At 71.5% G+C, this 24,622-nt stretch carries 22 protein-coding genes and 1 riboswitch; of the genes, 18 read left to right on the plus strand and 4 right to left on the minus strand.

All coding sequences use genetic code 11. From position 1 onward, the window contains the following. The first annotated feature begins 149 nt into the window (after window positions 1-149). Entirely contained in the window at window positions 150-1,610 is a 1,461-nt protein-coding gene (locus ACFO60_RS23330) for a multicopper oxidase family protein (protein WP_380843429.1), read from the plus strand. On the opposite strand, the gene ACFO60_RS23335 is transcribed toward ACFO60_RS23330, so the two are convergent. After that, window positions 1,600-2,784 carry an MFS transporter gene (locus ACFO60_RS23335; protein WP_380843643.1) on the minus strand — a complete coding sequence of 395 codons (1,185 nt, stop codon included), beginning with the start codon at window positions 2,782-2,784 and terminating at the stop codon, window positions 1,600-1,602. The two genes, ACFO60_RS23330 and ACFO60_RS23335, sit on opposite strands and share 11 nt — an antisense overlap. Window positions 2,785-2,947: 163 nt before the next feature. Between ACFO60_RS23335 and ACFO60_RS23340 the strand changes: the two genes are divergently transcribed. The 5 genes from ACFO60_RS23340 to ACFO60_RS23360 all read left to right on the plus strand — a co-directional run bounded on the left by ACFO60_RS23340 (window position 2,948) and on the right by ACFO60_RS23360 (window position 9,322). Beyond that, window positions 2,948-4,558 (plus strand): ABC-F family ATP-binding cassette domain-containing protein, encoded by a 1,611-nt coding sequence (locus ACFO60_RS23340; protein WP_380843431.1) that lies wholly within the window; start codon window positions 2,948-2,950, stop codon window positions 4,556-4,558. A gap of 101 nt (window positions 4,559-4,659) precedes the next feature. Continuing rightward, entirely contained in the window at window positions 4,660-5,487 is an 828-nt protein-coding gene (locus ACFO60_RS23345; protein WP_380843433.1) for an FxLYD domain-containing protein, read from the plus strand. A gap of 86 nt (window positions 5,488-5,573) precedes the next feature. Next, complete coding sequence (locus tag ACFO60_RS23350; protein ID WP_380843435.1) at window positions 5,574-6,686, plus strand: saccharopine dehydrogenase family protein; 1,113 nt, start codon at window positions 5,574-5,576, stop codon at window positions 6,684-6,686. A gap of 292 nt (window positions 6,687-6,978) precedes the next feature. Next, a complete protein-coding gene (locus tag ACFO60_RS23355) occupies window positions 6,979-8,676 on the plus strand; it encodes a hypothetical protein (protein WP_380843437.1) in 1,698 nt (565 codons plus the stop codon). Beyond that, entirely contained in the window at window positions 8,660-9,322 is a 663-nt protein-coding gene (locus tag ACFO60_RS23360) for a hypothetical protein (protein WP_380843439.1), read from the plus strand. Before ACFO60_RS23355 ends, ACFO60_RS23360 begins: the two co-directional genes overlap by 17 nt. A 276-nt stretch (window positions 9,323-9,598) precedes the next feature. On the opposite strand, the gene ACFO60_RS23365 is transcribed toward ACFO60_RS23360, so the two are convergent. After that, window positions 9,599-10,141, minus strand: coding sequence for an inorganic diphosphatase (locus ACFO60_RS23365; RefSeq protein ID WP_380843441.1), 543 nt, complete (start codon window positions 10,139-10,141; stop codon window positions 9,599-9,601). A gap of 127 nt (window positions 10,142-10,268) precedes the next feature. Between ACFO60_RS23365 and dacB the strand changes: the two genes are divergently transcribed. From dacB to ACFO60_RS23420, 11 genes are all read left to right on the plus strand, one after another. Then, window positions 10,269-11,645, plus strand: coding sequence for a D-alanyl-D-alanine carboxypeptidase/D-alanyl-D-alanine endopeptidase (gene dacB, locus ACFO60_RS23370; RefSeq protein ID WP_380843645.1), 1,377 nt, complete (start codon window positions 10,269-10,271; stop codon window positions 11,643-11,645). A 28-nt stretch (window positions 11,646-11,673) separates the two neighbouring features. Then, the gene (locus ACFO60_RS23375; protein WP_380843443.1) at window positions 11,674-12,765 is read left to right on the plus strand and encodes a zinc-dependent metalloprotease; all 1,092 of its coding nucleotides are present in this window, start codon (window positions 11,674-11,676) and stop codon (window positions 12,763-12,765) included. A gap of 144 nt (window positions 12,766-12,909) precedes the next feature. Next, the gene (tilS, locus tag ACFO60_RS23380) at window positions 12,910-13,887 is read left to right on the plus strand and encodes a tRNA lysidine(34) synthetase TilS (protein WP_380843445.1); all 978 of its coding nucleotides are present in this window, start codon (window positions 12,910-12,912) and stop codon (window positions 13,885-13,887) included. 13 nt (window positions 13,888-13,900) lie between these two features. After that, a complete protein-coding gene (gene hpt / locus ACFO60_RS23385; protein WP_380843447.1) occupies window positions 13,901-14,458 on the plus strand; it encodes a hypoxanthine phosphoribosyltransferase in 558 nt (185 codons plus the stop codon). A gap of 282 nt (window positions 14,459-14,740) precedes the next feature. After that, the gene (gene ftsH / locus ACFO60_RS23390; RefSeq protein WP_380843449.1) at window positions 14,741-16,762 is read left to right on the plus strand and encodes an ATP-dependent zinc metalloprotease FtsH; all 2,022 of its coding nucleotides are present in this window, start codon (window positions 14,741-14,743) and stop codon (window positions 16,760-16,762) included. Window positions 16,763-16,765: 3 nt separating this feature from the next. Further along, on the plus strand, window positions 16,766-17,353 hold the full coding sequence (gene folE / locus ACFO60_RS23395) for a GTP cyclohydrolase I FolE (RefSeq protein ID WP_380843451.1): 588 nt from the start codon (window positions 16,766-16,768) through the stop codon (window positions 17,351-17,353). Window positions 17,354-17,478: 125 nt separating this feature from the next. After that, window positions 17,479-18,336 carry a dihydropteroate synthase gene (gene folP / locus ACFO60_RS23400; RefSeq protein WP_380843453.1) on the plus strand — a complete coding sequence of 286 codons (858 nt, stop codon included), beginning with the start codon at window positions 17,479-17,481 and terminating at the stop codon, window positions 18,334-18,336. Further along, a complete protein-coding gene (locus tag ACFO60_RS23405; RefSeq protein WP_380843455.1) occupies window positions 18,333-18,770 on the plus strand; it encodes a nuclear transport factor 2 family protein in 438 nt (145 codons plus the stop codon). The genes folP and ACFO60_RS23405 overlap by 4 nt, the downstream gene beginning before the upstream one ends. Before the next feature lie 180 nt (window positions 18,771-18,950). Further along, complete coding sequence (folB, locus tag ACFO60_RS23410) at window positions 18,951-19,319, plus strand: dihydroneopterin aldolase (protein WP_380843457.1); 369 nt, start codon at window positions 18,951-18,953, stop codon at window positions 19,317-19,319. Further along, the gene (gene folK / locus ACFO60_RS23415) at window positions 19,316-19,822 is read left to right on the plus strand and encodes a 2-amino-4-hydroxy-6-hydroxymethyldihydropteridine diphosphokinase (protein ID WP_380843459.1); all 507 of its coding nucleotides are present in this window, start codon (window positions 19,316-19,318) and stop codon (window positions 19,820-19,822) included. Before folB ends, folK begins: the two co-directional genes overlap by 4 nt. Before the next feature lie 341 nt (window positions 19,823-20,163). Next, on the plus strand, window positions 20,164-20,619 hold the full coding sequence (locus tag ACFO60_RS23420) for a DUF3180 domain-containing protein (RefSeq protein ID WP_380843461.1): 456 nt from the start codon (window positions 20,164-20,166) through the stop codon (window positions 20,617-20,619). 206 nt (window positions 20,620-20,825) lie between these two features. Here the strand turns inward: ACFO60_RS23420 and ACFO60_RS23425 are convergent, their stop codons facing one another. Both ACFO60_RS23425 and ACFO60_RS23430 read right to left on the minus strand, forming a co-directional pair. Then, a complete protein-coding gene (locus ACFO60_RS23425; protein ID WP_380843647.1) occupies window positions 20,826-21,914 on the minus strand; it encodes an NADH-quinone oxidoreductase subunit D in 1,089 nt (362 codons plus the stop codon). Window positions 21,915-22,052: 138 nt separating this feature from the next. Next, window positions 22,053-23,384 carry an aminotransferase class V-fold PLP-dependent enzyme gene (locus ACFO60_RS23430; protein ID WP_380843463.1) on the minus strand — a complete coding sequence of 444 codons (1,332 nt, stop codon included), beginning with the start codon at window positions 23,382-23,384 and terminating at the stop codon, window positions 22,053-22,055. 50 nt (window positions 23,385-23,434) lie between these two features. Continuing rightward, window positions 23,435-23,550: riboswitch (SAM riboswitch) on the minus strand. 162 nt (window positions 23,551-23,712) lie between these two features. On the opposite strand from ACFO60_RS23430, the gene ACFO60_RS23435 reads away from it, so the two are divergent. Continuing rightward, the gene (locus ACFO60_RS23435) at window positions 23,713-24,597 is read left to right on the plus strand and encodes a TerC family protein (protein WP_380843465.1); all 885 of its coding nucleotides are present in this window, start codon (window positions 23,713-23,715) and stop codon (window positions 24,595-24,597) included. Window positions 24,598-24,622: the final 25 nt, after the last annotated feature.

The following is a 24,622-nucleotide window of genomic DNA, read 5'->3' on the forward strand; positions in this document are numbered from 1 at the left end:
TTGACGTCTTGTCCGGTCGCGGGACGAGCAATCTGAAGGAAGCGCCGCAAGACGCGTGGGTGGGACGTTTTTGGTGGCGAATTCTCGCCTGGGGGTGACGCGGCGGTCCGCGGGGACCGCGCCCCGGACGCGCGGCGATTGGGGATCCGATGCTGAACCGACGACGCTTACTCGCGGCCGGTGCGGGCGTGGGCGGCGTGATGCTGCTCCCGTTCACCGGCCTGACGCCGGTGGGCGCCAAGGACGTGAAGGCGCCCGCCCAGAAGCCCCGCCGCTTCGGCGCGCGCGGGACCGCCACCGGCGTACGGCCGGCCGTCGCCCCCTTCTCGGTGCGGATGCCCGTGCCGCAGGTACTGGAGCCGGCACACAGGACCAGCACCGCCGACGTCTACAAGATGGTCATCAAGCCCGCGGAGGCCGAGATCATCCCCGGCGTGCGCACTCCTGTGCTCACCTACGGCGGCCAGTTCGTCGGCCCCACCATCCGCGCCAGGACGGGACGGGCCGTGAAGATCGTGTACGGCAACCGGCTGGACACGCCGGCCAACGTGCACCTGCACGGCGGCCACGTGCCCCCTGTCAGCGACGGCCATCCGATGGACGTCATCCAGCCCGGCGAGGCGCGGCTGTACGACTATCCCAACACCCAGCAGGGAGCGACGCTGTGGTACCACGACCACAGCCACCAGATGGAGGCCGAGCACGTCTTCCGCGGCCTGCACGGGTTCTACCTGATCGACGACGAAGCCGAGAAGTCGCTGCGCCTGCCGACCGGCGCGTACGACGTCCCGATCATGCTGCGTGACATCGAGTTCGACGCGAACGGCGAGCTGATCTTCTTCGACGATCCGGCCAACCGCACCACGATCCTCGCCAACGGGAAGATCCAGCCGTACTTCCCCGTCGCCGCGCGCAAGTACCGGTTCCGGCTGCTCAACGCCTCCAACGAGCACGTCTTCCAGCTCAACCTGGGCGGCCGCGAGATGATGAAGATCGCCTCGGACGGCGGCCTGCTGCCCGCGCCGGTGCCGTCGACCGAGCTGGTGCTCGCCTCCGCCGAACGCGCCGAGATCGTGGTGGACTTCGCGCGCTACCCGGTCGGCTCGCAGCTGGTGCTGTCCAACGGCAGCACTCCCATCCTGCGGTTCGACGTCACGCGGACGGCGAGCGACGACAGCCGCCTGCCCGACGTGCTGCGCCCGCTGCCCGCCCTCCCCGCGGCGACGGTGGTGCGCGACGTGGCGATGAGCTTCGACCTGTCCGGGGCCATCCCCGTCGGGATGGTCAACAACCGGCCGTTCGACCCCGCCCGGGCCGACTTCCAGGTCAAACGGGGGGCCACCGAGATCTGGCGGGTCACCAACGCCGACACCATCGGCGTCGACCACACCTTCCACATGCACCTGGAGCAGTTCCGCGTGCTCGACCGCAACGGCGCGCCGCCGCTGCCGCAGGACGCCGGCCTGAAGGACACCGTGCACCTCCCGGCGAACGGGTCGGTCCGGATCCAGGTGACCTTCACCGACTACGTCGGGCGGTACGTGTACCACTGCCACTACCTGGAGCACTCGTCGATCGGGATGATGGCCCAGATGGAGATCACTCCCTAGCGGTACGCGAGCCGGCCCGCCACAGGCCCAGGGCGATGAGCAGGTAAGCGACGGCGGCCAAGGCGAACAGCGTGCCCGGGCCGAACCGGGTGGACCCCAGGCCGTACAGGGCGTAGACCGGCACCGTCACCAGGTCCGCGCCGAGGCCCGCCATCGAGGTCACCGTCGCCCTGGCCCGGTCGGCGATGCGCTCTTGCAGGCGGGCCTCGGCCGCGGTCATCGCCCACTGGAAGGCTCCGTAGGCGACGGCGACGAGCACCATGCCGGCGGGACGGCCGCTCAGGGCGCCGGCGGCCAGGCACGCGGCGGCGACGGCCAGCACCGGCGCCGCCCACCGCGTGCCCCGCCCCGCGAACCACCCGCCGAGGGCGGTGGCCGCGGTGATCAGCAGCACGAGCAGCGGCACGTCCGCCGCGTCCGCGCCGGTCGCGCCGGCCAGCAGGGGGAGGTACTCGTCCAGCGAGTACACGCTCATGAGCACCACGACGAGCACCAGGGCGCTCCTGACCCGGGGGGTGTGCCGCACCTCCGCGAAACCCGCGCGGAGCACCGCGACGAAGCCCTCCTCGTCCTCTGCGGCGGCCTCCGGTTCCGACGCCACGTCCGGCTCTCGCGGCAGGGAGGACGCGTCCGCGCGGGGCGCGGCGCGGGACTCGGGGAAGCGCCACGCGACGAGCGCGCCGATGAGGGTGGCCGCGATGCTCGCGACGCCGAGCGCGAGGTAGCCGCCCGCCGCCATCACCGGCGCGGCGAGGCCGGTCGCCGCCATGACGGCGACCAGGCGGATCGCCTCGGCGCGGCCGGCGAGGCGGGCGTAGGAGCCGGCCCGGCCCATGGCGGCCAGTTCCTCGTACACGAGCGCCTGCAGCGTCCCCGAGCTGATCGCGCCACCGGCGCCCCACAGGACGAAGCCGAGCGCGAAGAAGGCGTAGGACGGGAAGAACGTCCACGCCGCGTAGCCCGAGGCGGTGACGATCGGCGCGATGATCAGCAGCCGGCGGCGCGAGAAGGCGTCGGCCCACGCCCCGGACGGCACCTCGACCATCAGGGAGGCGACCGCCCAGATCACGAAGAGCGAGGAGATCTCGGCCGTGGACAGCCCGGTGTCGGCGAACAGCAGGGCGTACACCGGGTAGAGCAGCACGAAATCGTCGAAGAACGCGTAGGCGTACAGCGTTCCGGCGAGTCTGGACTCAGGTGAGGATCAATGTCGCCATGTCATGACCGCACCCTACGTCGTGGCGCGGGCGCGGTGAAAGCGATATTCGGGCGGGAAATCGGGGTGCGCGCGCGGGCCTGCGATGGGTACCCTCCGCGAGAAGGCTGGGGAGGTCGTCGTGGCGCATGTAGAGGTCGGCCGTCTGACGTACGTACTGCCGGATGGACGCCCGTTGCTTAACGAGGTCTCCTTCCGCGTCGGTGAGGGCGTCAAGGCGGCCCTGGTCGGGCCCAACGGGGCGGGGAAGACGACGCTGATGCGTCTCATCGCCGGAGATGTGCGACCGGTCGAGGGCAGCGTCGCCTCCTCCGGCGGCCTCGGCGTCATGCGCCAGTTCATCGGCGGCATCCGCGACGGCCGCACCGTACAAGATCTGCTGCTGTCGGTGGCCCCCGAGCGGGTGCGCGAGGCGGCGCACCGGCTCAACGAGACCGAGCTGGCCATGATGGAGCGCGACGACGAGAAGACGCAGATGCGCTACGCCCAGGCCATCACCGACTTCACCGACGCCGGCGGGTACGACATCGAGGTCCTCTGGGACACCTGCACGATGGCGGCGCTCGGCGCCCCGTACGACAACGTCAAGTACCGCGAGGTCAACACGCTGTCCGGCGGCGAGCAGAAGCGCCTGGTGCTGGAGGCCCTGCTGCGCGGCCCCGACCAGGTCCTGCTGCTGGACGAGCCGGACAACTACCTCGACGTGCCCGGAAAGCTGTGGCTCGAACAGGCGCTCAGAGAGACGCCCAAGACGGTGCTGCTCGTCTCGCACGATCGCCAGCTCCTGGCCAACGCCGCCGGCCGCATCGTCACCGTCGAGTCGGGCAACGTGTGGATCCACGGCGGCGGCTTCGCGACCTACGCCGCCGCGCGCAAAGAGCGCAACGAGCGACTGGACGAGCTGCGCCGCCGCTGGGACGAGGAACACGCCAAGATCAAACGCCTGGTCGCGATGCTCAAGCAGAAGGCCATGTACAACGACGGCATGGCCCCGGCCTACCACGCCGCCCAGACGCGGCTGCGGCGGTTCGAGGAGGCCGGGCCGCCCGAGGTGGCGCCCAAGGACCAGTTCATCAGCATGCGCCTGCGCGGCGGGCGCACCGGCAAACGGGCGGTGATCTGCGAGGGCCTCGAGCTCACCGGCCTCATGCGGCCCTTCGACCTCGAGGTCTGGTACGGCGAGCGGGTGGCGGTGCTCGGTTCGAACGGGTCGGGCAAGTCGCACTTCCTGCGCCTGCTCGGCGGCGACGAGGTCGGGCACACCGGCGTCGCCCGGCTCGGCGCGCGGGTGGTCCCGGGGCACTTCGCGCAGACCCACGCCCGGCCCGAGCTGCGGGGACGCACTCCCTGCGAGATCGTCATGACCGAGCACGCCAGGTTGAAGAACGAGGCGATGAAGGCCCTGGCCCGTTACGAGCTGGCAGGGAGCACCGCCGAGCAGCGCTTCGAGACGCTGTCGGGCGGCCAGCAGGCCAGGCTGCAGATCCTGCTGCTGGAGCTGTCGGGCGCGACGCTCCTGCTGCTGGACGAGCCGACCGACAACCTCGACCTGGCGAGCGCCGAGGCGCTCCAGGAAGGGCTCGGCCTCTTCGACGGCACGGTGATGGCCGTCACGCACGACCGCTGGTTCGCCGCCGACTTCGACCGCTTCCTGGTCTTCGGCGCCGACGGCCGGGTGTACGAGGCGCCCGAGCCGGTGTGGGACGAGGCGCGGGTGGTCCGCGAGCGCTGACCGGCGCCGAGTCGTGGACACGGTGACCGAGCCGTAAAGATTTGGCGCGGCTTGCGCGTGTCGGAGGAGTCACGCCCGACTGGCCGGGCTATGACGGCCTTGTGACCCAGCGTAGTCGACACACGACAGCACTCGCACTGGCACTCGCTCTGGCGGCGGCGGCGCCGCTAGGCGGGTGCGGGGGCGGTGGCGAGCAGGGGCCGAAGCGGCCGCAGCTCAAGCCGCTCGTCATCAAGGAGCAGACGTCGTCGGTCACCCAGGGGACGGGTGGCTACGTGGTGACGTGGGCGGGCGTCATCAGCAACCCCAACCGCTGGTACTTCGGCGAGAACGTCGCCGCGACGGTGGTGGGCAAGGACGCCGCCGGCAAGGAGGTGGTCCGCATGGAGCAGCCTCTGGACGCCGTGCCGCCGTCGGGTTCGCTGAAGTTCACCGGCCAGGCGACGGCGTCGGCCAGGCCGGTGGACGTGAAGCTCACCTACAAGCCGGCCGTCTGGCGGCAGGCGACGCGCATCCCGTCGGCGTACGTGCCGTTCCCGATCTCCTCGCCCAATACCGAGAAGCTCGGCAACGGCTCCCACCTGGTGACCGGCGCGGTCGGCAATCCCTACCAGAAGGCGGCGACCAGCCTGGTGGTGACGGCGCTGCTCCGGGACAAGGACGGCAGGCTGGTGGGCGGCGCGAGCACGTACGTGGACGACGTGCACGCCGGCGCGCCGCGCAGGTTCGTCCTCACCGTGGACAGCCTCAACGGGACGGGCCCGGTGGCGCGGACCGACATCACCGCCCGCACGTGGGGTTCGAGCGGCAGGCCGTACGAGGAACTGGCCATGAGCGGCGCGATCTCCGCGAACGGCGCCCGGCCGCGCACCCCGCCGTTCGCCAGGGATCGCGGATATCAGGCGATGCCGGTCGACCGACGGCCGTGAGCGCCGGCCTGACCATTCCCATCTCCGGCGGCAGCCGGCCGACCTCCCTATGGATCTTGAAATCACCGGCGGGTTACGGTACTTACATGACGTCCCCCCGGATAGTCCTGTTCGGAGCCACCGGGTTCACCGGCAGGCTCACCGTCGACGCGCTTCTCGCGTGCGGCGCCCACCCAGTGCTGGCGGGACGCGACCCGCGGCGGCTCGAGGCTCTGGTCTCGTCGTTGCCGGTGGAGCTGCCGACCGAGGTCGCCGACGTGAACAGGCCGGCCACGCTGCGGCGGATCATCGAGCCGGGGACCGTGCTGATCTCCACCGTGGGGCCGTTCGCCCGCTGGGGGGAGCCCGCCGTCGAGGCGGCGATCGAGGCCGGCGGGGTGTACCTGGACTCCACGGGGGAGCCGACGTTCATCCGGCGGATCTTCCAGCGGTACGGGCCGGCGGCGGCCGCGTCGGGCGCCACGTTGCTGACCGCGTTCGGCTATGACTACGTGCCCGGGAACCTCGCGGCGTCGCTCGCGCTGCGCAAGGCGGGGGCGGAAGCGGTACGCGTGGACGTCGGATACTTCCTCCGGGGCAACATGGCGCGCCGGGCGAGCGCGGGGACGCGGGCCTCGGCCCTCGGCATGCTCCTGGATCCGATGTACGGCTTCCGCGACGGCCGCATCCTGCGCGAACAGGGACGCACCCGCGTCTTCACCGTGGACGGCCGGGCCAGGCACGCGCTGTCCGTCGGCGCCTCGGAGCATTTCGCCCTGCCCCGCCTGCATTCCGGCCTGCGCGAGGTCAACGTCTACCTCGGGTGGCTCGGCGGTCTCACCAGGGCCGCGGGCGTGCTGGCCAAGGCGACGCCGTTCATCGCGGCGATCCCGGGGGCCAAGCGTGTCACCGAGGCCGTCGCCGACCGGGTCATCAAGTCGGGAGGCCAGGGTGGTCAGGGCGGTCAGGCGCCGGACGGCGCCGAGATCACCTCGCAGATCGTCGCCGAGGCGTACGACCGGCGCGGCAAGAAGATCGCCTCGGTCGAGCTGCACGGCGGTGATCCCTACGACTTCACCGCGCGCGTGCTGGCGTGGGCGGCCATCACCGCCGCCACCGCGGGCGTGAGCGCCTGCGGAGCCGTGGGGCCTGTGGAGGCCCTCGGCCTGGACGCCCTCGTGCGCGGATGCGAGCAGGCCGGGTTGCGCGTGGCGGTCTGAACGGCCCGCGTACGGAAAGCGGCGCCATGCCTTGCCCGCGTCATAAGAATTGCCATCAAATGGTGATGAAGAGGGGTGGGGGTCGGTGTGGTCGCACGGCTTGTTCGGCGTCTTTTCCCTGTTCATGGGGCCCTGCTGCCTACGGAATGGTGATTTGTCGAATTTGATGTGCATATCGCCCGCAGGTCGCCCCGGACGATCTCGCCGGTGTTCATTACGGTATTAATACAAGCCAGGTCATTGACCGGGAAACGGTGGAGCGAGCAGTTACCTAGCCTTTACTGTCGGTCACATGAATGACAGCGTCCTGGTCGAGGCACTCCGCGCCCGCGATCCTGGGGCCCTCGCTGCCCTCTACGACACCCACGCCGAGAGCATCTACAGATACGCCCGGACACTGCTCGAAAGCTCCGACAGCGCCCAGGTCGCCCTGCGCGACACGCTGATCGCGGCGGAGGCCCACGTGCACGCCCTCGCCGACCCCGAGCGGCTGCGGGTCTGGCTCTACGCGCTGGCGAGGGGCGAGTGCGCGCGCAGGCGCTCGGCCCTCCAGGCGATGCCGGCCGGCGACGACACCGAGATCGGCGCGATGGCCGGCGGCGCCTCCGACGGCGAGCTGCGGCTGGTGGCAGTGAACGCCGTCGCGGCCCTGCCCGAGGACGAGCGCGAGGTCCTCGACCTGCTCGCCCGGCACGCCATCCCCGAGCACGAGCTCGCCGCCGTGCTCGGCACCACCGCCGCGCAGGCCGAGCAGCTCCGCCAGGCCGCCTCCTACCGCCTGCAGGACCTCGTCACCACCGAGATCCTCGCCCGCAACGCCTCGCCCGCCTGCGCGGAGCGGGCCCAGATCCTGGCGGGCCTGCCCGGCGCCGAGACCTTCCCCGGCACGCCCGGCGAGGCTCCCGGGACGCACGGCCAGACCTTCTCCGGCGAGGAGGTCTCCGGCGCGGCGGACACCGAGGACTTCTCCCGCGAGGCGGACACCGAGGCGTCGTCCAATACGGCGGACACCGAGGCGTCGTCCGGTACGGCGGACACCGAGGCGTTCTCCCGCGTGCTCGACGCCCGGACACGCGAGCTGCTCCTCGAGCACACCGAGCACTGTGCCGTCTGCGGGCCCCACCGCGAGCGCCAGGTCTCGGCCGCCAAGGTCTTCAACCTGCTGCCGGTGGCCGAGCTGCCCGAGACTCTGCGGGTGCGCGTGATGAGCTGTTTCATCGACCCCGAGCTCGTGCCCTACCGCCGGTTCGTCGCCCGCCGCACCGGCCTGCTCGACCCCCATGGGTTTCCCCTTCGCGAGACCAAAAGGGCTCGGCGGGGGCCTGCGGTCCTTGCGGGCGCTGTGGCGGCGCTCGCGATCGTCGTAGTCGCCGTCGTGCTGGTCGGCGCGGTCCGCGACGCCGAGAACCCCGCCGCCAGCGGCGAATATGCCGCCCTGACCGTTCCAGGGCCTTCGCTCACCGCCGCTCCCGTGCCGTCGGGCACCCGTCCCGCCACGCCTTCCGCGTCGCTCACGCCGGTCGCGGGCGGCACGCGAGACCCGCGGGCGGCCCGGCCGATGGCGCCCGTCGCGGCCATCGGGCCCCACGCGGCCGCCTTCGTCCCGCCGCGCGTGCCCTTGCCTCCGTCCCCGTCCACGCGCGCCCCCAAGCCGTCCCGGTCGTCCTCGCCCGCGCCGACCGCCAAGCCGACCCCGCGCCCCCCGTCCGGTGAGCCGCCCACGGCCCCGCCGCCCCCGACCCCTCCCCGCCCGCCGCGTCAGCGGCCTCCTCTTCCCGCGCCGACGGCCACCCACCAGCACCATCCGAGGCGCACCCCCTGCCCGCCCAGAACCCGGCCCGCGCCGACCGCCACCTCCTCACCCGCGCCCACCGGCTCGGGCGGCACGTCCTCCGCCGCCCCCACCGGCTCGGGCGGCGGGTCCTCGGCCGGCGTCCCGGCCGTCCCGGCGATCCCGCCCCAGGCCGCCGGCCGTGTTCACCGTCAGTGACGATTCCCCTCTGGGCTCCCGGGTCTTCCCGCGGCCGGTCGCGCCCGCGCTTTCGGCCCTGGTGCCCCGTGTCCACCGCGTCGACTGGCCGGTCTGGCTCGACCCGGGGCCGCGCATGCTGCGCGACGTGCTCGAACTGTGCCGCCTGCAGACCGCCCGCGGGCTCGCAGTGCTGTCGTGGCTGTCGAACGGCGAGCCTCCCGCCGACGTGAGCTGGCTGTGGCCGGGCCGCCGTCTCGCCGGCCCGCGCCAGCAGCTCATGTACGGCGCCGCCTCCGTCGTCCCTGGCCCCGTGCTCACCCTGGTGGTCGCCAACTGGACGTGGGTGCTCGACACCCGGTTCGCCGGCCAGGTCACGGCGCCCTATCTCGCCGGCACCGCCTATCCCGACGACGGGTACACCGCCGCCCAGGCCACCGTGACCCTGATGCGCATCTGGGAGCGGCATCCGGAGGCCAGGCCCGCGCTCGGCGCGGCCTGGGCCGTGTGCCGCACGGTCGCCGACTGGTGCAAGGCCGCCGAACTGGGCGCGGCGTACGAGCGCGAGGCGCCGGTGTTCACCTACCCTCGCGGCCCGCTGCCGACGGGCGCCGGGGTCCGCCCGTGGATCTCCCGCCTGCTGCGCCTCGACTGTCACGCGGAGTAGTCAAAGGGCGTGTGCGCGGTGACGCCGCGGGGAAGCCTGTCGGTGGGGGCGCGACGGCACTCGCCGCCCAGGGGTCGTTCTCCGCGTGGCGATTCGGGTGGGGGGTGGGCGATGCCACACGACGCACGCCGCCGTGCGGCCGGGGCGCCGAGGCGCCGCGTGAGCCGGGTGAAGTGGCCGGGACGCACCGGCCCGCCGCGGGGACGCGCCGGTCCGCGGAGACGCGCCGGTCCGCCGCGACGTGCCGGCCCGCCGCGACGGCCCTCGCGGGCGCGATCAGTGCTCGGCGGTGTCCGGGTACCCGCTCTCGGCGGTGGCCTCGCTCTCGATGGTGGCCTCGTGGTCGAGATGGCGCTTGATCGAACGGTGGATCTCGATCTCGGCCTCCGTCCGGCCGACCCAGTTGGCGCCCTCGACGGACTTGCCGGGCTCAAGGTCCTTGTAGACCTCGAAGAAGTGCTGGATCTCGAGCCGGTCGAACTCCGGCACGTGGTGGATGTCGCGGATGTGCTCCATGCGAGGGTCGGTGGCCGGGACGCACAGCACCTTGTCGTCGCCGCCCTTCTCGTCGGTCATCCGGAACATGCCCACGGCCCGGCAGCTGATCAGGCAGCCGGGGAACGTCGGCTCCTGCAGCAGGACGAGCGCGTCCAGCGGGTCGCCGTCCTCGCCGAGGGTGTGCTCGATGAAGCCGTAGTCGGCGGGGTACTGCGTGGAGGTGAAAAGAAGGCGGTCCAGCCGGATGCGGCCCGTCTTGTGATCGACCTCGTACTTGTTGCGTTGTCCCTTGGGGATCTCAACGACAACGTCGAACTCCACTGCGGTTCCTCCGCTCAAGCCTCCCGGACACTCCGGGGTGGGCGTTAATGTCTCGTAGGCGTATATCCAGGATGACGCATTCGGGAAAGAGGTCGGTGAGGTGGTGCGGCGCGAGCGCTTGGTCGCTGTGACGACCCTCGCCCTGCTCCAGCTCTTCGTCTGCGCCGCCGGCGCCTACTTCCTCACCCGTGGCGGGCCTGACGCGCCGGAGGCGAAGGGCCCGGCCGCGAGCCCCGCACCGACGCGCCCGCCCGTCGCCGTCGTGACCGCCGGCCCGGTGTTGCGGCCGGCTCCGGACGGGCCTCTCCCCGCGAAGGGCACTTTGGCCGCCCGGATCTCCCGAGCCCTCGGCGACTCCGCGCTCGGCGGCAGCGTCGGCGCGGTCGTGGTCGACGTCGCCGGGGGCAGCACACTGTACGGCAGCAAGGCGGACACCGGTCTCACCCCCGCCTCCACGACCAAGGTGGCGACCGCCGTCGCGGCGCTCACCTCACTCGGCCCCGACACCCGCGTGGCCACCCGTGTCGTCCAGCGGCGGCCCGGCGCGATCACGCTGGTCGGCGGCGGCGATCCGACGCTCGCCGGGCCGAGGGCGACCGGGTCGGCCTCTTCGCCCCGCTTCGCCTCGCTGGCCGTCCTCGCCTCCCGCACCGCCCGCGCGTTGAAGACCGCGGGCGTCTCGTCCGTGACCTTGTCCTACGACGACTCGCTGTTCGGCGGGCCGCGCACCGCTCCTGGCTGGAAGCCGGGGTACGTGCCTGAGGGCAGCGTCGCCCCGGTGACGGCGCTGACCATCGACGAGGGCCGCCAAGATCCGCGAGGCTCGGCGCGGTACGGCGACCCGCCGCGCTCGGCGGCCGAGGCGTTCGCGTCCCTGCTGCGCCGCGACGGCGTCAAGGTCGGCAAGTCGATCAAGCGGGCCGGCGCCGCGGCCACGGCCGCCGAGGTCGCCAGGGTCGAGTCGCCGCCGGTGTACGAGCTGGTCGAGCACATGCTGACCGAGAGCGACAACGACCTGGCCGAGGCGCTCGCCCACCTGGTGGCGGTCAAGGAAGGCAGGGGAGGCACGTTCTCGGGCGTCGCCCAGGCCGTCCAGGGGACGCTGAAGCGGCTCGGCGTCGCGGGCGGCGTGAGGGTGTACGACGGCAGCGGGCTGTCGACCCGCAACCGCATCACGCCCGCCGCGCTCGCCCGCCTGATCGCCCTGTCGGCCGCTCCGGCCAACCCGCGCCTGCACGCCGTGATCAGCGGGCTGCCCGTCGCCGGGTTCACCGGCACGCTCGGCCACAGGTACGACGAGAAGGGCAGCAGGTCGGCGGCGGGAGTGGTGCGGGCCAAAACGGGCACGTTGAACGGGGTGAACACCCTGACGGGGCTCTCCAGGACCGCCGACGGCCGGCTGCTGGCCTTCGCGTTCATGGCCGACAAGGTGAAGGATCCCGACGGAGCCGTGGCGGCGCTCGACCGGCTGGCCGCGCTCGTCAGCGGATGCGGTTGCCCATAACCGCGCCGCACGACGTACGGTGGTGAACATGCAGGTGATCGACTGGGATCTGGCCGTCTCGACCGGCGTGCGCCTTGTACGACCCGGGCCACAGGTGAGCCGAGAGGAGGCCCGGCATGCCGTCACCGAACTCCGGCGGCTCTCGCGCGAGGCTGAGGGCCACGTGCAAGAGTTCGCCCGCATCAACGGCGCGGCCGAGCCCGAAGAGGCCACGGTCGTCGACCGCCCGGGGTGGATCCGCGCGAACGTCGAGGGCTTCCGGGTCGTCCTCGAGCCGCTGACCGAGCGCATGAACGCCCAGCGCACGCAGATCCCGGCCTTCGTGGGCGCGGTGGGATCGCGCGTCACGGGTGTGGAGGTGGGCGCGGTGCTGGCGTTCCTGGCCACGCGCGTGCTCGGGCAGTACGAGCTGTTCCTGCCCCCGGACCCGAGCGGGCGGGCGCCGACGGGGCGGCTGACCCTGGTGGCGCCCAACATCGTGCACACCGAGCGCGAGCTCGGCGTGAACCCTCGTGACTTCAGGCTGTGGGTCTGCCTGCACGAAGAGACCCACCGCGTGCAGTTCACCGGCGTGTCCTGGCTGCGCGAGTACGTGCGCGGCCAGATGACCCAGTTCCTGCTCGCCTCCGACATCGACCTCGGCACCATGCTCGAGCGCCTGCGCGCGGCCTCCGACGCCGTCGCCGACGCGATCAAGGGCGGCGACAGCAACCTCATCGACGCCATCCAGACCCCCGAGCAGAAGGAGATCCTCGACCGTCTGACGGCCGTGATGACCCTGGTCGAGGGCCATGGCGACTATGTGATGGACGCCGTCGGGCCGGCCGTGGTGCCCTCGGTGGCCGACATCCGGGCCAAGTTCCAGCACCGCAGGCACGGCGGCTCTCGGTTCGACAAGACGGTCAGACGCCTGCTCGGCGTCGATCTCAAGCTCAAGCAGTACGCCGAGGGGGCCGCCTTCGTGCGCAAGGTCGTCGACGAGGTCGGCGTCGACGGGTTCAACCGCGTCTGGGGCTCGCCCGCGACGCTGCCCGACCACAACGAGATCCGCAACCCCGAGGCGTGGGTCGCCCGCGTGGTGCGCGCCCCGGAGCTGCCCTCGGCCAACGGGCACGCCTGACCTTGAGGCGGGGTCTTGAGACCTGGGTCTTGAGACCCCGGCTTGAGGCTCCGGCTATGAGGCCCTGACCTCCTGTCCCGGCCTTGAGGCGCTGATTCCGGCCGATGGTCGGCGCCGCCGGCCGGGCGCACCACACTAGGGGGCATGGGACCGCATCCTGCCGTCGCGGAGATCCGCCGCGCCGTGCGCGACTCGCTGGCCGGCCTGCCGCAGGGCGCCCTGGTGCTGGCCGCGTGCAGCGGCGGAGGCGACTCGCTGGCGCTCGCGGCCTGCCTGGGGTTCGCCGCGCCGCGGCTGGGCCTGCGCGCCGGGCTGCTGACCGTCGACCACGGGCTGCAACAGGGGTCGCGCGAGCGCGCCGAGGAGGTCGTCCGTCTGGCGGGCGGGCTCGGGCTGGAGCCCGCCGAGGCACTCACGGTCACCGTGGGCACGGCCGGCGGGCCTGAGGCCGCGGCGCGGGAGGCGAGGTACCAGGCGCTCTCGGCGGCGGCCGAGCGGCTCGGGGCGGCGGCCGTGCTGCTCGGGCACACGCGCGAGGATCAGGCCGAGACCGTGCTGCTGCGGCTCACGCGGGGCAGCGGCACCCGGTCCCTGGCCGGCATGCCGGCGAGCACGGGCCTCTACCGGCGCCCCCTGCTCGGCGTCGCGCGGCGGGCCACCAGGGCCGCGTGCGAGGCGCTGGGCCTCTCGCCCTGGGAGGACCCGCACAACGCCGATCCCGCCTACACCCGGGTCCGGGTCCGCCATGACGTGCTCCCGGTGCTCGAAGCGGCCCTCGGGCCCGGCGTGACCGAGGCGCTGGCCCGCACCGCCGGGCTGTGCAGGGACGACGCCGACGCGCTCGACGAGTGGGCGGACGAGGTCTACGCGCGGCTCAGGGACCTCGGCGCCGGGCTGACGGTCACCGAGCTGGCCGCGCTGCCGGCCGCCGTGCGCCGCCGGGTGATCCAGCGGGCGGCCCTGGCGGCCGGCGCGGCGGGCTCGTCGCTGGCGGCCGTGCACATCGAGCAGGTCGACCGCCTGATCACCCAGTGGCGGGGCCAGCGGATGGTTGAGCTACCCGGGGGGGTGGAGGTGGTCCGGCGGTATGGCACCCTGATATTCGCCAGCACCCTCACATGAAGGAAAACCGCAGGTGGACGCAGCCGACATGGGCACGGACCTCGAAAAGGTCCTCATTCCCGAGGAAGAACTTCAGGCGAAGATCAAGGAGCTCGCCGGGCAGATCGACGCCGACTACGCGGGCAAGAACCTCCTGATCGTCGGGGTGCTCAAGGGCGCGGTCATGATCATGGCCGATCTGGCGCGCGCGCTGCACGTCGAGGTGCAGATGGACTGGATGGCCGTCTCGTCGTACGGGGCCGGTACCAAGTCGTCGGGTGTGGTCAGGACCCTCAAGGACCTCGACACCGACATCGCCGGGCGGCACGTGCTGGTGGTGGAGGACATCATCGACTCCGGGCTGACCCTGTCGTGGCTGGTGCACAACCTCCAGTCGCGCAACCCCGCCTCCGTGGAGATCTGCACCCTGCTCCGCAAGCCGGAGGCGGTGAAGGTGCCGATCGATGTGAAATATGTCGGTTTCGACATCCCCAACGAATTCGTGATCGGGTATGGGCTCGACTATGCCGAGCGCTTCCGCAATCTCCCCTTCATCGGCACTCTGGCGCGCCACGTCTACGGCGCGGAGTAAGCCCTGAGCGAAGTTCCAACGCGCCAAGTGCTGTAATACGCCGTCAATCGATCTCGTCGTGGGGAACACGGGACCGCCTGACGTACGTTGGTAGGACAAAGCCGGTGTCGCCGGAGCAGTGACCCTGCGCGGCGGCCCGGTGTACCTTCGGATGTCTCCGGAGGTACGACCGCCTCCGGGGGGTCATTAGCAGGAGCGGTTCGGGATGCCGCTAACCCTGGGTTCGCCCGGGGCGTCAGGCCGTGTTCAGGAAGGGACGGGCCCGCAGGGGTTCCGCATCGGATGGATCTCAAGCGATTTACACGTGGGCCACTGCTGTGGATCCTGGGCATCGTCGTGCTGCTCCTGCTCGCCTCCACATTCTGGAGCGGCAACAGCAACTATGCCCAGAAGGACACCTCGTTCGTCATCAGCCAGATCCAAAGTGGCAATGTCGACAACGCGGTGATCGTCGACAAGGATCAGCGCGTAGAGATCAAGACCCTCCAGAAGATCAACGGAGAGGATCGCTTCTACGCGTACTGGGTCCAGGGGCAGGGCGTCGAGCTGCAGAAGCAGCTCCAGGCGCAGGTTGACGCGAAGAAGCTGCCGCACGGCTACAAGGTCACCGTGCCGACCGAGAACTTCCTCGTCGGCCTGCTGGTGAGCTTCCTGCCGCTCGTCTTCATCGTCCTGCTCTTCCTGTTCCTCATGAACCAGATGCAGGGCGGCGGGTCCCGGGTGATGAACTTCGGGAAGTCCAAGGCCAAGCTGATCACCAAGGACACCCCCAAGACCACCTTCGCCGACGTCGCGGGCGCCGACGAGGCCATCGAGGAGCTCCAGGAGATCAAGGAGTTCCTGCAGGCCCCGGCCAAGTTCCAGGCGATCGGCGCCAAGATCCCCAAGGGCGTCCTGCTCTACGGCCCGCCCGGCACCGGAAAGACCCTGCTGGCCCGCGCGGTCGCGGGCGAGGCGGGCGTGCCGTTCTACTCGATCTCCGGCTCCGACTTCGTCGAGATGTTCGTCGGCGTCGGCGCGTCCCGCGTTCGCGACCTGTTCGAGCAGGCCAAGGCCAACGCTCCGGCGATCATCTTCATCGACGAGATCGACGCCGTCGGCCGGCACCGCGGCGCGGGCCTCGGCGGCGGCCACGACGAGCGCGAGCAGACGCTGAACCAGCTGCTGGTCGAGATGGACGGCTTCGACGTCAAGGGCGGCGTGATCCTGATCGCGGCCACCAACCGGCCCGACATCCTCGACCCCGCACTGCTGCGTCCCGGCCGGTTCGACCGCCAGGTCGTCATCGACCGCCCCGACCTCGAGGGCCGCAAGGGCATCCTGCGCGTCCACGGCCGCGGCAAGCCGTTCTCGCCGGACGTCGACCTCGACGTCATCGCGCGGCGCACCCCCGGGTTCACCGGCGCCGACCTGGCGAACGTCATCAACGAGGCGGCGCTGCTGACCGCCCGCCAGGACCAGAAGCTCATCACGATGAACACCCTCGAGGAGTCCATCGACCGCGTGATGGCAGGTCCCGAGCGCAAGAGCCGGGTCATGTCCGACCAGGAGAAGAAGATCATCGCCTACCACGAGGGCGGCCACGCCCTGGTGGCGCACGCCCTGCCGAACTCCGACCCGGTGCACAAGATCACCATCTTGTCCCGCGGCCGGGCGCTGGGCTACACGATGACCCTTCCCATGGAGGACAAGTTCCTCGCCACGCGGTCCGAGATGCTCGACCAACTGGCCATGCTGCTCGGCGGGCGCACCGCCGAAGAGCTCGTCTTCCACGAGCCGACGACCGGCGCGGCCAACGACATCGAGAAGGCCACCACGATCGCGCGGCGCATGGTCACCGAGTACGGCATGAGCGAGCACCTCGGCGCCCGCAAGTTCGGCACCGGCAACAGCGAGGTCTTCCTCGGCCGCGACATGGGCCACGAGCGCGACTACTCCGAGAAGATCGCCTCCACGATCGACGAAGAGGTCCGTCGTCTCATCGAGGCCGGGCACGACCAGGCGTGGGAGATCCTCGTCCAGTACCGCGACGTGCTGGACAACCTCGTGCTGGAGCTCATGGAGAAGGAGACCCTGTCCCGCCAGCAGGTCCTTGAGATCTTCGCTCCGGTGGTCGTGCGCGAGAAGCGGCCCTCCTACTCCGGGTACGGCAAGCGGCTCCCCTCCGACCGTCCGCCCATCCTGACCCCCAAGGAGATCGCGGGTAACGGCAACGGCGCGGCGCTCCCGGCCGGCAGCCAGGCCGTCCCGGGGTCCGGTCTGACCAACGACCACCACCTTCCGGCGCCCAAGGACGAGGCCTGACGGGTGTCGGTCAAACTGCTCAAGGTCGACTCGGCCCGGATCGAGAGGGCCGTTCGCGAGATCCTGCTCGCGATCGGTGAAGATCCGGACCGAGACGGCCTGCTCGACACCCCCTCCCGGGTCGCCCGCGCCTACGCCGAGCAGTTCGCCGGGCTGGGGCAGAGCCCCGAAGAGGTGCTCACCACCGTCTTCGACGCCGACCACGACGAGATGGTCCTGGTGAAGGACATCGAGGTGTTCTCCACCTGCGAGCACCACCTGGTCCCCTTCCACGGCGTCGCCCACGTCGGCTACATACCGAACGAGAAGGGCCAGATCACCGGCCTGTCCAAGCTCGCGAGGCTCGTCGACGTCTACGCCCGGCGGCCTCAGGTGCAAGAGCGCATGACCTCGCAGATCGCCGACGCGCTGATGGCGGTGCTCGCTCCGCGCGGCGTCATCGTCGTCATCGAGGCCGAGCACCTGTGCATGACGATGCGGGGTGTGCGCAAGCCGGGCGCCAAGACCATCACCTCGGCGGTGCGCGGCGACTTCCGCGAGAGCGACAAGACCCGCGCCGAGGCCATGGCCCTCATCCTCGGCCGCCGCTAGCAGGGCTTTCGGCTTCCGCTCCTGCGAGAGGGACATCTCGGGCGCGTCCGTGCCGGGTCGATTCGTTATCCACAAGCCGGACCCATGGCGCAGATCGTTACCGTGGAGCACCTAGGCTTGACGCCATGACCACATGGAAGGTGCCGGGGTTGCCCCGAGAGGGGCGCTGTCTGGTCATGGGCGTGGTCAACGTCACCCCTGACTCCTTCTCCGACGGCGGCGAGTGGTTCGACCCCGACGTCGCGGTGAGCCACGGCCTCGACCTCGTCGCGCAGGGGGCCGACATCGTCGACGTGGGTGGCGAGTCCACACGTCCGGGCGCCGCCCGGGTCTCCCTCGACGAGGAGCTGCGCCGGGTCGAGCCGGTCATTCGCGCCCTCGCCCGGCAGGGGGTCACGGTCAGCGTCGACACCATGCGCGCCGAGGTCGCCGAGGCCGCCGTGCGGGCCGGCGCCGCCCTGGTCAACGACGTCAGCGGCGGCCTGGCCGATCCCGAGATGCCCCGTGTGGTGGCGGCGGCCGGCGTCCCCTACGTCGTGATGCACTGGCGCGGCCACAGCCACGAGATGGAGGGCAGGGCCGCCTACTCCGACGTGGTGACCGAGGTGATCGAAGAGCTCCGCAAGAGGGTCGACTCCGTCCTCGCCGAGGGCGTCGCCGAGCGGCAGATCGTCGTCGACCCCGGGCTCGGCTTCGCCAAGCGGCCCGAGCACAACTGGCCGTTGCTCGCCGCCATCGGCAGGCTCAACGAACTGGGCTACCCGGTCATCGTCGGAGCGTCGCGCAAGCGTTTCCTCGGCCGCCTGCTCGCCGATCCCGACGGCACGCCGAGGCCGTTCGCCCGGTCGGACGACGCCACGCTCGCCGTCACCGCACTGGCGGCCCACGCCGGCGCGTGGTGCGTGCGGGTCCACCAGGTGCGGCCCAACGCCGACGCCGTCCGTGTCGCGGCCGCCTGGCAGGGCGGCGAGGGGGTTCGATGAGCACGACCCACGCTGAGATCGAGAAGCTCAACGAGGCGTTCTACACCGCCATCGAGGGCGGCGACCTCGACCGCATGACCGAGATCTGGGCAGAGGACGACGATGACCGGGTGGCGATGTGCGTCCACCCCGGCTGGCCCATGCTCACCGGGCGTGCCGAGGTGCTGCGCGCATGGGCCCTGATCATGGCCAACACGCCCTACATCCAGTTCGTGCTGACCGACGTGCGCACCACCGTGATCGGCGATGTCGCGGTGGTCACCTGCGCCGAGAACATCCTGACCGCCGCCGACACCGAGGATGCCACCTTCGCCGCGGGCCGGGTGGTCGCGACCAACACCTTCGTCCGCACCGGTGGCGGCTGGCGGCTCTGGTTCCACCACGGGTCCCCGGTCCTCCAGAGTGACGGTGACGAGGAAGAGACCGACGAGTGACCTCCCCTCCGGGTGGCGCCGTTCCCCGTCCGGCCGAGGCCCCGGCCTTCCCGGCCGCCGGGGTGGCGCTTCGGGGGAGGTGTCCGGGCCCGGTGTCGGGGAAGGGCTCCGGCGATGCGGGTCCGGGTTCGGCCGCTCCGGTGAGGCTCCGGGCGTGTGCGGCCGGTACGAGTTAGGGGGATGATCACCGTGGACAGCGTGAGCCTGGTGGGCCTGCGGGCGCGGGGCAGGCATGGGTGCCTGCCGGCCGAGCGCGAGCTGGGCCAGGAGTTCGTGGTGGACGTCACCCTCCATCTCGACACGGCTCCGGCCGCCGCGGGCGACGATCTCGCCAAGACGGTCGACTACGGCGACCTGGCGCTCCGGCTGGCCGCCATCGTCGAGGGGGAGCCGGTGAACCTCATCGAGACGCTGGCGCATCGCCTGGCCGATGCCTGCCTCGCCGGTGAGCTGGTCGAGGAAGCCGAGGTCAAGGTGCACAAACCCGCCGCGCCCATCCCGCTTCCGTTCGACGACGTGGTGGTGACGGTCACAAGGAGGCGGGCATGAAGGTCGTTCTGGCGCTCGGCAGCAACATCGGACGCCGCTTCGAGACGCTGCAAGGCGCGGTGGACGCGCTGTTCGACGCGCCCGGGCTCGATTTCGTGGCGGTGTCCCCGGTGTACGAGACCGACCCCGTGGGGGGCCCGCCCGACCAGCGTCCATATCTGAACGCCGTCGTGATCGGGACCACCATGACGCTCGGTCCGCGCGCCATCCTCGAGCGCGCCCTCGGCGTCGAGACGGCGTTCGGGCGGGTGCGCACCGAGCCGTGGGGGCCGCGCACCCTCGACGTCGACCTGATCATGGTGGGTGATCTGCTGTCGGGCGATCCCGAGCTCACGCTTCCGCATCCGCTCGCGCACGAGCGCGCGTTCGTGCTGGTCCCGTGGTCGCAGGCCGATCCCGGCGCGGTTCTTCCCGGGCGGGGGTCGGTGGCGGGGTTGCTCGCCGACCTCGACCAGAAGGGCGTGCGGCTCCGCCCCGACCTGGCGCTGCAGCCACCCGGCTGACCTCCGCGGTCGCGGGCCGCCCCGGTCCTGGCGCGCGCCACCGGCCGGCCGCACGCGGTCAGGCGGACCGGCGGGCACGCGAGCCGGACGTGTTCAGGCGGACCGGACGTGTTCAGGCGGACCGGACGTGTTCAGGCGAGTAGGCGGACGCGAGGTCAGGCGGGCACGGGGTCAGCGGGTACGGGATCAGCGGGCACTCGGGGGGCGGGCCGGACGTTGTCCGCATGGTGCAGGGTTGTCATGGGCAAAGGTCGTGGCCTGCTTTCGAGCCGGCCGGGCGATGACGACGGGCCTTCCGGCGCGACGGATGCCGGGCCGCCCAGAAGAACGAGGAGGATCGCGTGAGACCGAGCCGACCCGGCGTGCTCGTGCTGCTGGTGGTCGCTTTCGCGGTCGTGACGTGGGGCCTGTTGCAGAAGGTCTACTCCGACCTGCCGACCGTTCCGTGGACCGCGATCCCGACCGTGCTCCTGCTGGCGCTCGGCGAGGCGTACAGCGGGTGGATGACCCGCGCGCGCATCGAGCGCAGGCCCGGCACCAAGCCGGTGGAGCCGCTGGCGGTGGCCCGGCTGGCGGCCCTGGCCCAGGCGACGGCGTACGTCGGCGCGGCCCTCGCCGGGGTGTTCGCCGGCTTCGTCGTCCACGTCCTGCAGCTTCTGGACCAGGACACGCCACGGCGCGACTTCTTCCTGGCCGGCGGGTCGCTGGTCGCCTGCGTGATCCTCATCTGCGCGGCCCTTTACCTGGAGCACTGCTGCAAGGTGCCGAGGAAGCCGGGCGACGACGTCCGTGCCTGACATGGCCTTCCGTCGTCCACTCGCCCTGTGGGACGTGTGAGGTGAGGGCGTGACGCGACGAGGCGGGCCCGGCCTAGGCCGGGCCCGCCTCGTGCGGAGCCACCCTGAATCCCTGTCCCTTCACGCACCTTCCTTCTGCACCAGGCGCGGGCGGTTAAACGCATCCGCCGCGAAACTCGCCGTAAGCGCAGGTCAGACGGGGGTGATCACTTGTCGACGTCGCCGACGACGAAGAACATCGAGCCGAGGATGGCCACCATGTCGGCGATCAGGTGCCCGGGCAGCATCTCTCTGAGCACCTGGACGTTGTTGTACGACGCGCTGCGCAGCTTGAGCCGCCACGGGGTCTTCTCACCCCGGGACACCAGGTAGTAGCCGTTGAGGCCGAGGGGATTCTCGGTCCAGGCGTAGGTGTGGCCCTCGGGGACCTTGAGCACCTTGGGCAGCCGCTGGTTGATCGGGCCAGGCGGCAGCGAGCGCAGCCGTTCGGCGCACGCGTCGGCCAGTTCGAGCGACACCTTCACCTGGTCGAGCAGCACCTCGAACCGGGAGTGGCAGTCGCCGGCGGTGCGGGTGACGACCTTGACCGGCAGTTCGCCGTAGGCCAGGTACGGCTCGTCGCGGCGCAGGTCGAGGTCCACGCCCGAGGCGCGAGCGATCGGGCCGCTGACGCCGTACTGCAAGATCGTCTCGCGGTCGAGCACCCCGACGCCGCGCGTGCGGGCGAGGAAGATCTCGTTGCCGTTGATGAGGCGCTCGATGTCGGGCAGGCGCCTGCGCACGTCGCCGACCGCCCGCGAAACACGGTCGAGCCAGCCCGACGGCAGGTCCTCCTTCAGCCCGCCGACCCGGTTGAACATGTAGTGCATGCGCCCGCCGGAGATCTCCTCCATCACCGCCTGCAACGTCTCGCGCTCGCGGAAGGCGTAGAACACCGGCGTGATGGCGCCGAGCTCCAGCGGATAGGAGCCGAGGAACATCAGGTGGCTGAGCACGCGGTTCAGCTCGGCGAGCAGCGTGCGGGCCCACACGGCCCGCACGGGGACCTCCATGCCGAGCATGCGCTCGACCGCGAGCACCACGCCGAGCTCGTTGGCGAACGCCGAGAGCCAGTCGTGCCGGTTGGCCAGCACGATGATCTGCCGGTAGTCGCGGACCTCGAAGAGCTTCTCGGCGCCCCGGTGCATGTACCCGATGATCGGCTCGGCCGAGGCGATGCGCTCGCCGTCCACGCTCAGCCGCAGGCGCAGGACGCCGTGGGTCGAGGGGTGCTGTGGCCCGATGTTGAGGATCATGTCCTCGGTGGCGAGCTCTTTGGCGCCGACCCCGACCGCGACGATCCGCTCCGTGCCCGCGGCTCCGGTGCCGGTTCGACCCGCTGCGCGAACTTCGGGAACTCCGCGAGGTTCGGTCATAGGACCCATGCTGTCACGTCAGCGGCGGGAGACAAGATCTGAGAGGGCGCCGACCAGGCGGCGCACGTGCTCCTCGGTCGTGCCGACGCCGAAGGAGGCGCGGACGGCGCCGGTCGTGCCGTCCGCGCAGTCGCCGTCGGCGGACCGGCCCACCGCGTCCAGCAGGTGCCGGACGAAGGGGTGGGCGCAGAACTTGCCGTCCCGCACGCCGATGCCGTACTCGAAGGACAGCGCCTCGGCGACCTCGCGGGCCGTCCAGCCGTCGACGACGAAGGAGACGATGCCGACGCGCGGATGCCCCGGTCCCCACAGCGACAGCTCGTGCACGCCCTCGATGCCGGCGAGGCCGTCGCGCAGCAGGGTGAGCAGGCGCTCCTCCTCCCTGACCAGCGGCGTCCAGCCGGTGGCCGACAGGGCGTCGCAGGCGGCGGCGAGCGCGATGGCGCCGAGGACGTTCGGCGTGCCCGCCTCGTGCCGCTGCTCGGGGTCGGCGCTCCACTCGGTCGAAAGCGGAGCACCCTGCCCCGTGCCGCCGGTGACGGCCTTGGAGGCGCCGCCGCCGCGCAGGTACGGCTCGGCGCCGGCGAGCCAGTCGGCGCGGCCCACCAGGGCGCCGGCGCCGAACGGCGCGTACAGCTTGTGGCCGGAGAAGGCCACGTAGTCCAGGTCGAGGGCGGTCAGGTTGAGGCGGCGGTGCGGGACGAGCTGGGCCGCGTCCACCAGGATGCGCGCGCCGTGCCGGTGGGCGATGTGCGCGAGGGCGGCGATCGGCCACAGCTCGCCGGTGACGTTGGAGGCCGCGGTGACGACCAGGAGCGCGGGCCCGTCGATGGCGGCGAGGGCCTCGTCGGCCGCCCGCACGGCCTCGCCCGGGAACGCGGGCGGCGCGAGCCGCACGGCCTTGCGCCAGGGGAGCAGGGAGGCGTGGTGCTCGCTTTCGAAGACCACGACGGTGGTGCCGTCCGGCAGGCAGCCGGCCAGCAGGTTCGCGGCGTCGGTGGTGTTGCGGGTGAACACGACGGCGTCCCCCGGGCGGGCGCCGACGAAGGCGCGCACGGTGTGCCGGGCCTGCTCGTAGCGGGCCGTGGTGAGCTGGGAGGCGTACCCGGCGCCCCGGTGCACGCTGGAATAGGCCGGGAGCGCGGCGGCGACTGCGGCGTTCACCGGCGCCAGACAGGGCGCGCTGGCGGCGTAGTCCAGGTTCGCGTACGGCAGGAGCCGACCGCCCTTGACCGGGACCTTCAGGTCGGCCCCGAGCACCGCCGGGATGGCGGGCGAGGCGTCGGCGAGCAGCGGGGACGTGCCGGGAACGGCGGGGGAGGAGCTCTTCAGGATGGTGAGAGCGGACAACGCCGGCCTCCTAAGGTCATGGGACCCCGGTCACGGCGTTGGAATGACGGAGCCCGCGCTTGCCCGGCACACCTCGTGCCGGACCTGGTCTTCACCCGGGGCACCCCGCCGCGAGCGCGAGGGTTGCCGGCCAGCGAGCCGGGGCTTGACGCTGGCACTCATGACCTACCGGGACTATAACCCGGACCCCCCGCGTCTCCGCAACCTCTCGAGGTGCGGCGTGACGCGTCGCACACCGCGAACTTTGGCAGGCCCTCGCGCGTTGAAGGGGGACGGACTCCTCCGGCAGGGGCCGTGACGTGACGGACGCCCGGCCTGAGGAGGCGCGATGGACTGGCTGCTGAACCCAGAGATATGGATCGGGTTCCTGACCCTGGTCGCGCTCGAGATCGTGCTGGGGATCGACAACATCATCTTCATCTCGATCTTGGCGGGGAAGCTGCCGCCGGAGCGCCGTGACCTGGCGCGCAAGCTGGGGCTGGCGCTGGCGATGCTGAGCCGCCTGGCGCTGCTGCTCGCGCTGTCGTGGGTGGTGCGGCTGACCGAGCCGCTGTTCGCGGTGCTCGGGCACGAGTTGTCAGGACGAGATCTGATCCTGATCTTCGGCGGGCTGTTCCTGCTGGGCAAGAGCGCCTTCGAGATCGGCGACAGCCTGGAGGGCGCCTCGGGCCACTCCGGCGGGCGGGTGGCGGCCTCGTTCACGTCGGTGCTCGTGCAGATCATGCTGCTGGACGTGGTGTTCTCCCTGGATTCGGTCATCACGGCCGTGGGCATGGTCGACGAGATCGGCGTCATGATCGCCGCCGTGGTCGTGTCAGTGGTGATCATGCTGTTCGCGTCCGGGCCGATCAGCTCGTTCGTCGAGAAACACCCGAGCATCAAGATGCTGGCGCTGTCGTTCCTGCTGCTCATCGGCGTCGTGCTGATCGCCGAGGGCTTCGAGCAGCACATCTCCAAGGGCTACATCTACTTCGCGATGGCCTTCTCGCTGGTCGTCGAGCTGCTCAACATCCGCGCGCGCAAGAGGGCCGGCGCCTCGCGGCCGGTGGAGCTGCGCGACCGGTACGTCGAGGATGCTCCGGAGACCCCCGCGCCGCCGCCGGCGCACTCTGCCGCGAACACTCCCGGACCGTCGTCCGCCACGTCCTCCGCCACGTCGTCCAGTACGTCGTCCGTCACGTCCTCCGAGTCGGATCCCTCACCGACGCCGTGAGTCCGGACGAGGGAGACCGGCGCGA

The sequence above is a fragment of the Sphaerisporangium dianthi genome, from assembly GCF_042654065.1.
Lineage (GTDB): Bacteria > Actinomycetota > Actinomycetes > Streptosporangiales > Streptosporangiaceae > Sphaerisporangium > Sphaerisporangium dianthi.

Bases quoted from the DNA above. Each gene is read 5' to 3' on its own strand.
- ftsH (WP_380843449.1), top strand. From the start codon at position 14,741: ATGGATCTCAAGCGATTTACACGTGGGCCACTGCTGTGGATCCTGGGC.
- folP (WP_380843453.1), top strand. From the start codon at position 17,479: ATGACCACATGGAAGGTGCCGGGGTTGCCCCGAGAGGGGCGCTGTCTG.
- tilS (WP_380843445.1), top strand. From the start codon at position 12,910: ATGGGACCGCATCCTGCCGTCGCGGAGATCCGCCGCGCCGTGCGCGAC.
- ACFO60_RS23405 (WP_380843455.1), top strand. From the start codon at position 18,333: ATGAGCACGACCCACGCTGAGATCGAGAAGCTCAACGAGGCGTTCTAC.
- ACFO60_RS23425 (WP_380843647.1), bottom strand. From the start codon at position 21,914: ATGATCCTCAACATCGGGCCACAGCACCCCTCGACCCACGGCGTCCTG.
- folK (WP_380843459.1), top strand. From the start codon at position 19,316: ATGAAGGTCGTTCTGGCGCTCGGCAGCAACATCGGACGCCGCTTCGAG.
- folB (WP_380843457.1), top strand. From the start codon at position 18,951: ATGATCACCGTGGACAGCGTGAGCCTGGTGGGCCTGCGGGCGCGGGGC.
- ACFO60_RS23435 (WP_380843465.1), top strand. From the start codon at position 23,713: ATGGACTGGCTGCTGAACCCAGAGATATGGATCGGGTTCCTGACCCTG.
- ACFO60_RS23330 (WP_380843429.1), top strand. From the start codon at position 150: ATGCTGAACCGACGACGCTTACTCGCGGCCGGTGCGGGCGTGGGCGGC.
- ACFO60_RS23350 (WP_380843435.1), top strand. From the start codon at position 5,574: ATGACGTCCCCCCGGATAGTCCTGTTCGGAGCCACCGGGTTCACCGGC.
- ACFO60_RS23355 (WP_380843437.1), top strand. From the start codon at position 6,979: ATGAATGACAGCGTCCTGGTCGAGGCACTCCGCGCCCGCGATCCTGGG.
- ACFO60_RS23375 (WP_380843443.1), top strand. From the start codon at position 11,674: ATGCAGGTGATCGACTGGGATCTGGCCGTCTCGACCGGCGTGCGCCTT.